The sequence below is a fragment of the Winogradskyella tangerina genome (genome assembly GCF_003260205.1).
GTDB classification, from domain to species: Bacteria; Bacteroidota; Bacteroidia; order Flavobacteriales; family Flavobacteriaceae; genus Winogradskyella; species Winogradskyella tangerina.
This window is the reverse complement of sequence record NZ_QERF01000007.1, coordinates 146,058-159,316: the sequence shown is the minus strand read 5'-3', so window position 1 is coordinate 159,316 and position 13,259 is coordinate 146,058. Positions and strand designations below refer to the sequence as shown.

The following is a 13,259-nucleotide window of genomic DNA, read 5'->3' as shown; positions in this document are numbered from 1 at the left end:
CGATTGCTCATATCGTATACCTTACTCCTGTTTTGTGTATTTATCAATGCGCAAAACAAAATTGATATTGTGGCCGATGTTGATGTCGAAACTAAAACAATTGCGATTAGTCAGACCATAGTTTATAAGAATGACACAAATGATACTTTAAAGGACATCTATTTACACGATTGGAATAACAGCTATTCTGATAAATCAACACCTTTAGCAAAGCGTTTCGAAGAAGAATTTAGTACAAAATTTCATTTAGCCAGCGACGACCAGCGAGGATACACAACCATTTCAGAGATAAAAGATAATTCAACGTCTTCTCCACTCACTTACGTATATCCTAAGGGACATCCAGATGTTATTAAAGTGACTCTCAATAATCCCTTGCAACCGGGAGAATCTTACCATTTAGATCTGATCTATGACTTGGTGCTGCCAGATGCCACCTTCACGGATTATGGCTATACAAAAAACAAGGAGTTTGAATTAAAATATTGGTATATCACCCCTGCAGTCTATGATGGTAAATGGCATTATTATAGCAATAAGAACTTAGATGATTTGTTTATTCCAAAGTCTGATATTAGCATTACGGTAAAACATCCTCTTAACTACAGAGCAACTTCAGAATTAGATAATATCTCTATAGATGCTAATAGACAAACAAAGATTCAGACATCGGTTTTTTACGGGCGAAATCGTGTAGACACATATCTCTCTTTAAAGAAGTTTCCACGCTATAGTTTTGTCCAAACAGATGATTTTATTCTCATCTCTAATATCAATGAAAAAGGCTTACCTAGTGGCGAAAAAGCCATATTAACAGATAAGATCACCAGATATCTCACAAAGCATCTGGGTGTATATCCGCACCGTCAATTATTAGTTTCAAATATTGAATACAACAAGAATCCACTTTATGGCCTGAATCAATTGCCTGATTTTTTGAGACCTTTTCCCGATCAGTTTCAATATGAATTAAAATTATTAAAGATCGCTTTAAAGAAGTATCTCGAAAATACACTTCTGCTGAATCCAAGGAAAGAACATTGGCTAAGTGATGGTCTTCAGATTTATTTCATGATAAAGTATGTTGAAGAGTATTATCCGGATATGAAATTACTCGGAACTTTAGCAAATGTTTGGGGCATTAGGGCCTTTCATGCTGCTGATCTAGATTTTAATTTTCAGTACTTTTTATATTCAATGGAGTTGGCCAGAAAAAACAGGGACCAACCATTAAGCATGTCGAAAGATTCGCTGCTTAAGTTTAATGCCAACATCGCAAATAAATACAAGGCAGGTGTTGGTCTTAATTATCTTGACAATTTTACGGATGATATAAGCTTAACGAACACTATTACAGAATTTCTGAAAACATATAAACTGAAAGACGTAAATACTTCAGATTTTGAATCTTTCCTTAATACAAAAACCCAAAAGAATGTAGACTGGTTCTTTACAGATTATGTTGGGACTCGAAAGAAGATAGATTTCAAAATAAAAAAGGTTGTAACAACCGAGGATTCCATTTTAGTTACCATAAAGAATAAGCGCAAGAATTCTATGCCTATTTCTTTGTTTCAATTAAGTAATGACTCCATTATTGGCAAACAATGGGTTGAAAACATACGTGGTACAAAAACTATTAGCTTACCAAAAGACAGCACTGACAAGTTTGTCTTAGATTACTATAACGTGATTCCGGAGTTTAATCAACGTGATAATTATAAGTCAGTCAATGGGTCATTCTTGAACAATAAACCCTTACAATTTAGACTTTTCAAAGACATCGAAGATCCCTATTACAATCAGGTGTTTTTTATGCCATTGGTTGAATTCAAAAACATCTATGATGGCTTAACTCTTGGTGCAAAAATTTATAATAAGACCATACTCAGAAAACGCCTGAACTACAGGTTTTCACCACAGTATGCCACACGTTCGAAAGCATTAACAGGATCTACATCTATATTTTACACCCATAATATTGAAAACCAAAATCTCTTTGATATCACTTATGGTATTTCAGCAGGTTACCAATCCTTCGCAGAAGACGCATTCTTTACACGAATAAGACCATCGATCACCTTTAGCTTTAGAAATGACGATGATTTTAGAGCTGACCGCATAGATAATATTACAGCGCGCTACCTAAGTATTAATCGCGATGTTGGTGAAGATGCAACCGTTGTTATTGACGAGCCTGATTATGGTGTTTTTAATTTAAGATATACCCATTTTAAACCAGGGCGAATAAACTTTTCAAGATTTAGCACGGACTTTCAGGTGTCAAGTAATTTCAGCAAATTGTCATTTAATTATGAATTTAGAAAGCTAACACGCGGTAATCGAAATATTAATCTGAGAATCTTTGCCGGTATGTTCTTAAAGAATAATACTGACCCTAATTCAGATTTCTTCAGTTTTGCCCTAGACCGGCCAACAGATTACCTCTTTGATCTGAATTATTTAGGTCGTTCTGAAGCATCTGGCTTATTTAGTCAGCAAATTATTATTGCTGAAGGTGGATTTAAATCTATGCTCGAAACACCTTTCGCTAACCAATGGATGACTACGGCAAACTTTAGCACTTCAATTTGGAGGTATATTCAAGCCTATGGTGACATCGGACTAGTGAAAAATAGACTAGATAGCGCACGATTTGTTTACGATTCTGGTGTTAGACTTAACCTTGTTGAAGATTTCTTCGAACTTTATTTTCCTGTATATTCTAATCTGGGTTGGGAAATAGCTCAGCCTAATTATGAAGAGCGTATCCGATTCATTATTACTGTTGATCCGCAGGTTTTATTAGGTCTATTCAGACGTAAATGGTATTAACATATTCTCACTTAAATGTTAATTATTTAAATATTTTTAATTATTATTTTAATTATTTAACTTTTAATTGCGAATAATTCAATTTTATAACAGTTTTAGCTATTGCATAAAACCGCATGATTTAGTACCTTTGTGGCTTCACAACTTTGTACCCTAATGAAGACGAATCCAGATACAAAAACAGAAATTACATTTGAAGATTTTAAAGCTGAAGTAATCAATGATTACAAATTAGCCGTCACAAGTCGTGAATGTAGTCTGTTGGGACGTCGGGAAGTTTTGACAGGCAAGGCTAAATTTGGAATTTTTGGTGATGGAAAGGAAGTACCACAAATTGCATGGGCAAAGGCTTTTGAAAACGGAGACTTTAGATCTGGATATTACCGCGACCAAACCTTCATGATGGCTATTGGTGAGTTAACTATTGAGCAGTTTTTTGCTGGTCTTTACGCTAATACAGATCTCGAAGAAGAACCGATGTCAGCTGGTCGTCAGATGGGTGGGCATTTTGCAACGCACAGTTTAGACGCCGACGGTCATTGGAAAGATCTTACGCAACAAAAAAATTCTAGTTCAGATATTTCACCGACTGCCGGACAAATGCCAAGATTACTTGGACTAGCCCAAGCATCGAAAATCTACCGTAATGTATATGGCATAGATACTACCAAATTCTCAAAAAATGGTAATGAAATTGCCTGGGGAACGATCGGAAATGCAAGTACCAGCGAAGGTCTATTCTTTGAAACGATCAATGCGGCCGGAGTATTACAGGTACCAATGGTAATCAGTATATGGGATGATGAATACGGAATTTCAGTTCATGCTAAGCATCAAACTACAAAAGAAAATATATCTGAAATTTTAAAAGGATTCCAGCGTGATGAACATAACGACGGATATGAAATATTTAGAGTTAATGGTTGGAATTATGCCGAATTGATAGATACGTATCAAAGAGCTGCCCAAGTGTCTCGTAAGGAACATGTACCTGTGATGATCCACGTGCAGCAGTTAACACAACCACAGGGACATTCCACTTCAGGATCTCATGAGCGTTATAAAGATCAAGATCGATTGGCTTGGGAAACCGAGTACGATTGTAATGCGCAAATGCGTAAATGGATGATTGCTAATAATATCGCTTCAGACGAGGAATTAACTACTCTCGAAAAAGAGATCAAAAAAGCAGTTAGAGATGGAAAGAAAAATGCATGGGCAAAGTTCATTAAGCCGATTTTAGCAGAAAAGCAAAATGTGATTACCCTCTTGAATAACGCGGCATCGTCAAGTTCAAATGGTGCATTTATCAATAAGTTGAAAAATGACCTCGATCATATCGACGAACCTTTACGAAAAGATATTTTATCTACAGCACGTAAAGCTTTGCGTTATTTGATTTCTGAAAATACTCCTGAAAAACAAGCATTGCAGAATTGGATTAATCATTATATCGAAATAATTCAACCAAAATACAGTTCGCATTTATATAGCCAATCTGATCTGAAGGCTATAAACCAATCTGAAATTTCACCAACATACGATTCAAATCCTGAAGAAGTAGATGGAAGAATCGTACTTAGAGATAATTTCGAAGCCATTTTCAATAAATATCCAGAAGCCTTAGTATTTGGTGAAGACGCAGGGTATATTGGCGATGTAAATCAAGGTCTTGAAGGACTTCAAGAAAAATTTGGTGAATTAAGAGTGTCAGATACCGGAATTAGAGAAGCTACCATCATTGGTCAAGGTATCGGTATGGCCATGCGTGGGTTAAGACCTATTGCTGAAATTCAATATTTAGATTACCTTCTTTATGCACTCCAAATTATGAGTGATGATCTGGCCACAGTTCAGTATAGAACCCTCGGTCGCCAAAAGGCACCATTAATTGTAAGAACCCGTGGGCACCGCCTTGAAGGCATATGGCATTCTGGTTCTCAAATGGGTGGTATTTTAAATCTTATTAGAGGAATAAATATTCTGGTACCTCGGAATATGACTAAGGCTGCAGGTTTTTATAATACCCTTCTGGAAAGCGACGAACCTGCATTGATCGTAGAATGCCTGAATGGTTATCGCCTTAAGGAAAAAATGCCTAGTAATATAGGTGAATTCAAAACACCTATCGGCGTTGTTGAAACGATTAAGGAAGGTGACGATATAACACTGGTGTCTTACGGTTCTACCCTAAGATTAGTAGAACAAGCTGCTCAGGAATTGTTAGAAGTTGGTATTGACGTAGAAATTATTGATGTACAGTCCTTATTGCCGTTCGACCTTAATCACGATATCGTTAAAAGTATAGCCAAAACCAATCGTGTTATGGTTATAGATGAAGATGTTAAGGGTGGCGCATCAGCTTACATTTTAGATCAAATCTTGAATGAGCAAAACGCATTTATACATTTAGATAGCCAGCCTAAAACATTAGCAGCTAAGCCTCATCGCCCTGCCTATGGTTCAGATGGTGATTATTTCTCAAAACCATCAGTGGAGGATATTTTTGAAGCCGTTTACGACGTGATGCACGAATTGAGCCCTATTGATTTTCCAAAATTGAGATAATTCCTATACATTTAGGTTTTAAACCTAGATGTCTTTATGTTTCCAGATTTTAACAGGCACAGTCTTCCGTTGTTAATCCTTGTGTTACAAGGGATGATTTTTGTGATATTACTATTTGTTAGATATTACAAAAAAAGACATCTGTCTGATCTCTTTCTTGGATTAATTCTGCTATTATCATGCTACTCGCAAATATGCTACACCGTAGGATTTATGGGTTGGTATAATGAATTTAGAACCACAAAAATCAACTACTTCCTCATCAATATTGCCGTCGGAATTGCACCGTTGATATATTTATACGTGAAGTCTATAACCACCTCTAACTTTACCTTTAAGAAAAAATATTGGTGGCATTTTTCGTTGGCCTTTCTATATATAATTTACAGATTTAGCATTTATACCTACGATGCCTTGCAACCCGGATTCCATGAAACACAAAATGGGATTCTAAAAATAGAACTGGATGAAGAATATGTTCAGGCGATAATGGGTTATGTGGAAACGCCATTTATGCTGATGTATTTGGCCTTTACCTTTCAGTTGTTTTACAGTTATAGAAAAAAGATCATTCAATATTTTTCGAATACCTACAAGCTAGAATTGAATTGGATTTTGAGCTTTCTTATCCTTTTCAGTTTACTCTTTTTATATGGAACCATTCAAGATATTATAGGATCTCGGTTTATGGATCTAGGTTACGAACAACGCTGGTGGCTTAATCTCACTATGGCCATTGTTACACTTTATGTTGGTGTGAAAGGTTATTTTACGGATACCACAAAGCTTAACAAACTAGATTTTACCTTCTCACCAAAGTCGATTGGTATTCCTGAGGATGCTAATATCATGGAAGAAGACAAATCTATTTCAGATGAAGATATTGCAACCGTTAAGCAATTGATGGAAAACGAAAAGGTTTATCTAAATCCTGAACTCAATCTGTCGGATCTTGCCAAAATGGCAAAAATGTCACGCGGTCAACTTTCAGAGATCATCAATACAGCATTTGAAAAGAATTTTAATGACTTCGTGAATGGATATCGAGTCGAAGCATTCAAACAAATGCTAAAAGAAGACAAGCACAAACAGCTCTCATTACTCGGTATTGCTCAAGAATGTGGGTTTAACAGCAAGGCTACTTTCAACCGTGTATTCAAAAAATTAACCGACCTCTCACCTACCGAATATTTAAAAACTCAAGTAAATTAAGACGTCTCAAATCGTATTTAGGACGCTCTAGGACGTTATAAGTCGCCCACCGAAGATTCTTACTCGAAATTTGTGTCATCAAACATTTAAACCCTTTTGTTATGACACGAATAAAACCAATTTTAAAATTCATTATTACACCAGTGACACAAAAACACTGGTTTATGGATGCTGTTTTTGCCATCCCTAGAATTCTGTGTGGACTTTGGTTAACTACCATGTTCGGAGCCGATAAATTTGGAATGCCTTGGACGGCTGATAGCCAAAACCTAAACTTGTTTGAAGTATCTGCCTGGTTCCCTGAAGATGTAGCTAGTTACGGAGGAATATTCGCCATGGCACCAGTCTTCTTTGCATGGATGGGTGCATTCAGTGAAGCTGTAGGCGGCTTATTTCTTATGTTAGGATTAAAAACCAGAATAGCGTCTTTCCTCATTATGTGTACCATGCTAACGGCCATTTTCATGCAAAAATGGAATCAAGGACTTTGGGGAATGCTTCCTGCTATGGGCTTCCTTTGGGTAGCCATCTATAATCTCTTTTTAGGTTCGGGACGTTTCGGACTTGATTATCTCATCAGTAAAAAATTAAAATAAATATTATGAAAACATTATTTACCATCGTATTACTATGCATTGGATCAATGATCTCTGCGCAAGACACCATTAAAATTTCAGATTTTGAAAGTATCAACAATACCAGCTGGAAAGGCACTTTAACCTACACCGATTATCAAACAGGAAAACTAACCGATGTTGAAGCTACGATGCAATTCAAAATTGAAAATGACAAAATTATCACGCAAGTACAATACACTTATGAGCCTAGTAAAAATTACAAGGGCACTGTTAAGATCAGAAAGAACGGGACTTACTTTGGAAATGAGAAAGTGGTAAGTTTTACGGAAGACAACGGAATGAAAACTTTAGTGACCACTTACACTGGCAAGGACGACAATAGAAAAGCCGATATGATTTTAACACATAAGCTTACAGATAGCACATATTCGGTTACCAAAGAAGTGGTTTATCTCGATACTAAAGAGCGATTAATTAGAAACACCTATAACTATAAAAAAATTAAATAATCATGAAATATTTTAAAGCAGTACTCCTTTGTTTATTCATAATCTCACAAAGCTGTGTCCAGGAGACACATACAAAAACCGTGACGTTCAAAATAGATATGAGAGGCGTTGAAAATCCTGAAAATGTAGGGATACGCGGAAACTTTACCGATAACCCATGGAATGACACAGCGCCGTTAACCGACGACAACAACGATGGTATTTATGAAGGTACTTTTTCTCAGAAGACCGCAGTTAATGGCATTCAGTTCAAGTTTGTGAATAACGGCGAATTTGAATTAGAAGGACAAGATAACAGAAGTATTCAGTTTGAATACCAACCAGAAACCATCATTTATGAAGGGATATTTAATAATCCTGAAGGACAACAAAAAACAATAAACAATTAAAATTATTAATCATGAAACGAATTAGCTTATTAGTAATACTACTCACAAATTTGGCCTTTGGCCAGGTAAAAGGAAACAAAACGATCGTAACTAAATCTTACGATGTTAGTACCATAGAATCCATTAAAATTAATCTATATGCCAAGATCACAATCGACCAATCTGCTGAAGAAAACCTAACAATTACGGCAGACGAAAACCTATTAGACTTAATTGATAGAGAGGTCGTTGATGGACAACTCCATCTTGATCAAAAAGAGTGGATATCGCCTTCAAAATCGATAGTAATTACCATAGGAGCACCAAATCTAAGACGTGTTGAAACTGGTACACACGATATCACCAAGATCGTGAATTTAGATAATGATTATTTACAAATTATGGCGCCTATCGGAAATATCACTGTGGAAGGTAAAACCAAAGAACTTAGAATTGGTGCTGAGCTTGCTAAAGTTAATGCCCTCAACACAGAAGCTGAAAATGTTTATGTAAATCTTTGGAGTTGGGGACAAGTGCAGGTCAACCCAATCAATACATTATGGGCAGAAGTTTCAAATGATGGAAAGTTGATATATCAATCGAAACCCGAATCTTTCAAAGTAACCAAGAAAAAAGGAGGTCAAGTTCTAAGTCTTTCAGAAAAAGATGAAGTTAAAAACCCAGATGCTGTTTTTATTAACTTCAAGATTAAGAATAATTCCTCTAATCGAAATAATTTCTATGTTGTGGGTCCGAAACCAGATGGGTCGAAATTCAGTTATGGCTTCCCAATGATGCCCAATACCAAACGCAAAGAAAACTGGTCGGTTGGTACCAAGGTTTATAAGGTAAATAGTTTGGGCTTCAGGAAATTGCTAATTACCATCAAAAAGGAAGACGAAGGCAAGGTTGTAGATCTCTTCGATTGATCTAAATATGAATTAAGAGACCATCATTTTATGATGGTTTTTTTATATTTAAAATCTAAACTTAAAAGTCGATTCTGTGTCAGACACCTCTAAAAATCAAGATAAGAACCTTATCACGCGCGATTGGCTCGCTATAGAGCGCACAAAGCTCGCCAATGAACGTACCTTTCTGGCCTACTTCAGAACCTTTCTGGTGATTCTTGGCACGGGAGTTACCATTCTTAAGCTAGAATTTTTTTCAGACTTAAAATCATTTGGGATTATTCTCATCATTGTGTCTTCAATAATACTCGCCATTGGCATCTATCGTCTATTCAGAGTTAGAAAGACCATTAGAAGGCATTATTAAGCTACAAATCAATTCAAAATATAAGACCATAAGTGTTCGGCATGAGTTGGTCAGTGTTTGTCGAAATAAATTGTAATACTTTAGGTATATGTAGAGTTTAGCATAAACTTTAAAAGAAAACTCATTATGAAACTTAAGACCTCATTTATTTTAATCGGAATAGCATTACTACTAAGTTCGTGTATTGTAAAGTCAATCCAGCCATTTTATACGGCAGAATCCCAATTTTTTGATGACCGTCTTGAAGGTGAATACATTACCAAGAGTAAAAAAACCTGGAAGTTTGTATCCTTCAAAACAGAGTGGGAAAAAGAAAACCAAGATCAAACAAAACTCATGAAAGAAGACATAGAGGCCTACGAACGCTATAAAGATTCTTATGTTGTTGAGTATGTTACCAAAGACGACGACGCTGTTTTTATAGCAATGCCATTTAAAGTAGATGATCATCTGTTTTTAGACTTCACACCATTCTACTATGAAGATAGTGGCTTAAATAGTATGGTGGCTCAACACCTTCTTAAAACACATTCTGCGGCAAAGGTAGATTTTAATGACGACGGTAGTATTAAACTATCTTGGATCTCTGAGTCTGTTATTAAGCGTTTATTTAATGAACAGAAAATACGTTTAAAGCATGAAAAAGTTGGTATCGATGAAGATCTAGTACTTACATCGAACAGCGAAGAACTTCATAGCTTTCTACGAAAGTTTATGAAAGCTGATTTTGAAAACAAATGGGATAATGACGATATCATGACCTTAAATCCACATGATGCAAAACCTTAATATCAATCTTTTTGAAAGAAAAGCCAATTACCACAGACCACTTGTATTCAATGGTGTTCTGTGGTCTTTGGCCTTTGTGATTTTATTGTTTGTTTTCTCTAAAGGAAATAAGCCAATAACCATAGATTATATATACACCGTTACGTTTTTGATTGCTTTAGCCATACCCGCTTCAATTAATTTTTACGTCTTAATGCCAAAGCTGTTGAAAAAGGAACGCTATATCGCCTATATTTTAGCCTTTATATTCAATTTGGTGGTCTTCGCATATTTGAGCACTTGGTTATTAGAGCCTATTTTAGATCTGCTTTTTACAAGTTTCTTCTTTATCTCTTATTTGACTAAGGAGAACATATTTTTTGTATTCACGATCTTTTTAGTGGTTTCAACCTTAATTAAATTAGCTGAAGATTGGTTCTACTTCAATAAAAGCGAAAACAAAATTCTACGTCTCAAAAATCAACAGATCGAAACGCAACTTTCGGCACTTAGAGCTCAGATCAACCCGCATTTCTTATTCAATTCGCTGAATGTCATTTATGCACTAGCCTTAGAACAGAAAGAAGGCATTACCAATGCCATTGTACAATTATCAGATATTCTGCGCTATGTGATTTACGATTCAGACAACGAGCAAGTTTCATTGAAGGATGAGATCAAGCTACTGAAAAATTATATTGCATTTCAAGATCATCGCGTAAATACACCAAACACGACAAAGTTAGAATTGGAAATAGAAAATGAAGATTTCAAGATCTATCCAATGCTATTACTTCCTTTGTTAGAAAACAGTTACAAGCACGGAATAGACACCAGTAAAACTGAGCAACCTATTACAATTACAATGTCTCAAGCTAATTCTAAATTCGAATTTATTATCACTAATAAGAATTTAGACACCAATAATCAACTTAGGGATAAACATTCGGGTGTTGGACTAGAAAATATCAAGAATAACCTTAATTTGGTATATCCTAACAACCATCAGTTCGAAGTAAGTGAAACCAGCGATCAATTTAAAGTAAGACTAAGCATCAACAATGACAACGCATAAATCGATTTCATGTTTAATTATTGATGATGAACCATCATCGCAGCACGTTTTGCAACACTTCATTGCAAAAACACCTGTGCTCGACTTAAAATTGATATGTTCTAACACAGAAGAGGCTTTTAAGTATTTGCAGCTCAACGGTAAGATCGATCTGCTATTTTTAGACATCAATATGCCTAAGCAATCTGGTTTAGATTTCTATAAATCCTTGCAAAACCCGCCACAGGTTATATTTACGACGGCCTATCCACAATACGCTGTTGATGGTTTCGAGGTCAATGCCGTCGATTATCTATTAAAACCTATTGCTTATGAACGCTTTCTAACAGCCATAAATAAGGTGCTCAATAAGAACGAAAACAGCTTAAATGATACCGATTTTATAGTTCTTAAAGAAAACAAAGCCCTTCATAAGGTACGATTTGAGGATATTCAATATGTTGAAGCCTATGGCGATTATGTGAAGGTTCATACTCAGCAAAAAACCATTACCACGCATAGTACATTTTCAAAATTCATAGAAAGTTTACCCAATTACTTTCTAAGAACGCATAAATCATTCAGTATCAATCTCAACAGACTCAATCATCTCTCAGGAAACCAGATCAGTATAGACGATCATAAAATACCTATCGGTCAGACCTATAAACAGACTGTTCTAAAAGCCTTAAATTTGTAGTGCATGAAAATTGAATCGATCGTTACTATAAAAAAGGAGCTTCAGCATCTACCAAAAGAAGACTTGTTAGAATTATGCCTGAGGCTCGGTAAGTTTAAAAAAGAAAATAAGGCACTCCTCACCTATTTATTATTCGAAGCGCATAATGAAGATGGCTATATCGCGAGCGTGAAAAGCACTTTAGATGACTTATTTGAAGGCATGAATACGGATAGTTATTTCTATATGAAAAAAACGATTCGTAAAATTCTGCGACAGATAAGAGTTTACAGTCGCTATTCGCTTAAAAAATCTACAGAAGTTGAATTACTGATTTATTTCTGTGAACGTTTAAACGAATTGAAACCGTCCATCCACAGAAATCGGACACTTAGCAATTTATACGAACGCCAGATTATCGCCCTGCGAAAAAAAATCAGTCTACTGCATGAAGATCTGCAGTACGACTATAATTTACAATTAGAAGACCTACGCAAGTAATACATTGTCTTATATTTGCGACAAGCTAAAGCCATAGAATTCATTTCAACCATTGAATAAAGCAAAACTATCCCACTTTTTGAGGCAACTCAATTTAATATACCTCACCGACTTGGTAAGGTTTCGCATTCAAAAGTTCAAGAATAAAGACGCAAATAAGGTATTTAAACAAGAGCATCCGAATGTTAATCTTCCTCCAGATTATTTGATGTATGAATCCTTCGGAATCAATTACGACAATTACTATAATGGTGGTTTAAAAATGGCGCAATGGTTGGTAGATCATTTCAAAAAACATATCGATCTAAAAGATAAAACCATTTTAGATTGGGGTTGTGGACCCGGACGAATAATCCGCCACATGCCAGATGTTATTGGCAACAATTGTCAATTCTTTGGCACAGATTATAATGCAGAATCCATTAAGTGGTGTTCGGAACATCTACCGGGAATAGCTTTCAATAAGAACAATCTCAAAGCAGAATTACCTTATTCTGACCATAGCATGGATGTGATCTATGGAATTTCAATTTTTACCCATTTGTCTGAAGAAATGCACTATGCCTGGTTTAAGGAACTGTATCGCGTTTTAAAACCGCAGGGAATTATGTTGCTGAGTCTTCAAGGGGATAATTACAAACCAAAACTTACAGCTTCAGAATTAGCCCGCTACAATGAAGGCCAATTAGTAGTGCGCGGTAAAGTTAAAGAAGGCCATCGCACCTATTCTGCCTTTCATCCTAAATCATTTGTTGAAGACCTATTCAAAGATGCGGATATCCTAGAACACATCGTTCAAACTTCCACAAATAAGCACTGGGTACCTCAGGATATCTGGATCGTTAGGAAACCTGAGTAACATTTCTTTCAAACTTGACAATTGTCATAGTATTTCTTCCTCGTAATTCG

The 13,259-nt window shown here is 35.8% G+C and carries 13 protein-coding genes; all 13 read left to right on the top strand.

The window, feature by feature from the left end:
• Positions 1 to 3 precede the first annotated feature (3 nt).
• The 13 genes from DDY94_RS11110 to DDY94_RS11050 all read left to right on the top strand — a co-directional run bounded on the left by DDY94_RS11110 (position 4) and on the right by DDY94_RS11050 (position 13,209).
• Complete coding sequence (locus DDY94_RS11110; RefSeq protein ID WP_232817863.1) at positions 4 to 2,835, top strand: gluzincin family metallopeptidase; 2,832 nt, start codon at positions 4 to 6, stop codon at positions 2,833 to 2,835.
• Between the two features lie 156 nt (positions 2,836 to 2,991).
• Positions 2,992 to 5,403 (top strand): alpha-ketoacid dehydrogenase subunit alpha/beta, encoded by a 2,412-nt coding sequence (locus DDY94_RS11105; RefSeq protein WP_111684183.1) that lies wholly within the window; start codon positions 2,992 to 2,994, stop codon positions 5,401 to 5,403.
• A gap of 36 nt (positions 5,404 to 5,439) precedes the next feature.
• Positions 5,440 to 6,615, top strand: a complete 1,176-nt coding sequence (locus DDY94_RS11100; RefSeq protein WP_232817862.1) for a helix-turn-helix domain-containing protein — start codon at positions 5,440 to 5,442, stop codon at positions 6,613 to 6,615.
• Between the two features lie 101 nt (positions 6,616 to 6,716).
• Positions 6,717 to 7,211, top strand: a complete 495-nt coding sequence (locus tag DDY94_RS11095) for a DoxX family protein (RefSeq protein WP_111684181.1) — start codon at positions 6,717 to 6,719, stop codon at positions 7,209 to 7,211.
• Positions 7,212 to 7,216: 5 nt separating this feature from the next.
• Entirely contained in the window at positions 7,217 to 7,702 is a 486-nt protein-coding gene (locus DDY94_RS11090; protein ID WP_157957300.1) for a hypothetical protein, read from the top strand.
• 2 nt (positions 7,703 to 7,704) lie between these two features.
• The gene (locus DDY94_RS11085; RefSeq protein ID WP_157957299.1) at positions 7,705 to 8,091 is read left to right on the top strand and encodes a hypothetical protein; all 387 of its coding nucleotides are present in this window, start codon (positions 7,705 to 7,707) and stop codon (positions 8,089 to 8,091) included.
• An 11-nt stretch (positions 8,092 to 8,102) separates the two neighbouring features.
• A complete protein-coding gene (locus DDY94_RS11080) occupies positions 8,103 to 8,999 on the top strand; it encodes a GIN domain-containing protein (protein WP_111684178.1) in 897 nt (298 codons plus the stop codon).
• A 76-nt stretch (positions 9,000 to 9,075) separates the two neighbouring features.
• On the top strand, positions 9,076 to 9,348 hold the full coding sequence (locus DDY94_RS11075; protein ID WP_111684177.1) for a DUF202 domain-containing protein: 273 nt from the start codon (positions 9,076 to 9,078) through the stop codon (positions 9,346 to 9,348).
• 126 nt (positions 9,349 to 9,474) lie between these two features.
• Positions 9,475 to 10,137 carry a hypothetical protein gene (locus DDY94_RS11070; RefSeq protein ID WP_111684176.1) on the top strand — a complete coding sequence of 221 codons (663 nt, stop codon included), beginning with the start codon at positions 9,475 to 9,477 and terminating at the stop codon, positions 10,135 to 10,137.
• Positions 10,121 to 11,191: a sensor histidine kinase gene (locus tag DDY94_RS11065; RefSeq protein WP_111684175.1), complete on the top strand. Its 1,071-nt coding sequence runs from the start codon at positions 10,121 to 10,123 to the stop codon at positions 11,189 to 11,191. Before DDY94_RS11070 ends, DDY94_RS11065 begins: the two co-directional genes overlap by 17 nt.
• The gene (locus tag DDY94_RS11060; RefSeq protein ID WP_111684174.1) at positions 11,178 to 11,870 is read left to right on the top strand and encodes a LytR/AlgR family response regulator transcription factor; all 693 of its coding nucleotides are present in this window, start codon (positions 11,178 to 11,180) and stop codon (positions 11,868 to 11,870) included. Before DDY94_RS11065 ends, DDY94_RS11060 begins: the two co-directional genes overlap by 14 nt.
• Before the next feature lie 3 nt (positions 11,871 to 11,873).
• On the top strand, positions 11,874 to 12,350 hold the full coding sequence (locus tag DDY94_RS11055; protein WP_111684173.1) for a hypothetical protein: 477 nt from the start codon (positions 11,874 to 11,876) through the stop codon (positions 12,348 to 12,350).
• Positions 12,351 to 12,429: 79 nt separating this feature from the next.
• Positions 12,430 to 13,209, top strand: coding sequence for a class I SAM-dependent methyltransferase (locus DDY94_RS11050; protein WP_232817861.1), 780 nt, complete (start codon positions 12,430 to 12,432; stop codon positions 13,207 to 13,209).
• Positions 13,210 to 13,259 lie beyond the last annotated feature (50 nt).

What these genes read in the sequence shown, in the direction of transcription:
- DDY94_RS11105 (WP_111684183.1), top strand. Translation starts at nt 2,992, where the DNA reads ATGAAGACGAATCCAGATACAAAAACAGAAATTACATTTGAAGATTTT.
- DDY94_RS11100 (WP_232817862.1), top strand. Translation starts at nt 5,440, where the DNA reads ATGTTTCCAGATTTTAACAGGCACAGTCTTCCGTTGTTAATCCTTGTG.
- DDY94_RS11095 (WP_111684181.1), top strand. Translation starts at nt 6,717, where the DNA reads ATGACACGAATAAAACCAATTTTAAAATTCATTATTACACCAGTGACA.
- DDY94_RS11090 (WP_157957300.1), top strand. Translation starts at nt 7,217, where the DNA reads ATGAAAACATTATTTACCATCGTATTACTATGCATTGGATCAATGATC.
- DDY94_RS11085 (WP_157957299.1), top strand. Translation starts at nt 7,705, where the DNA reads ATGAAATATTTTAAAGCAGTACTCCTTTGTTTATTCATAATCTCACAA.
- DDY94_RS11080 (WP_111684178.1), top strand. Translation starts at nt 8,103, where the DNA reads ATGAAACGAATTAGCTTATTAGTAATACTACTCACAAATTTGGCCTTT.
- DDY94_RS11070 (WP_111684176.1), top strand. Translation starts at nt 9,475, where the DNA reads ATGAAACTTAAGACCTCATTTATTTTAATCGGAATAGCATTACTACTA.
- DDY94_RS11065 (WP_111684175.1), top strand. Translation starts at nt 10,121, where the DNA reads ATGATGCAAAACCTTAATATCAATCTTTTTGAAAGAAAAGCCAATTAC.
- DDY94_RS11060 (WP_111684174.1), top strand. Translation starts at nt 11,178, where the DNA reads ATGACAACGCATAAATCGATTTCATGTTTAATTATTGATGATGAACCA.
- DDY94_RS11055 (WP_111684173.1), top strand. Translation starts at nt 11,874, where the DNA reads ATGAAAATTGAATCGATCGTTACTATAAAAAAGGAGCTTCAGCATCTA.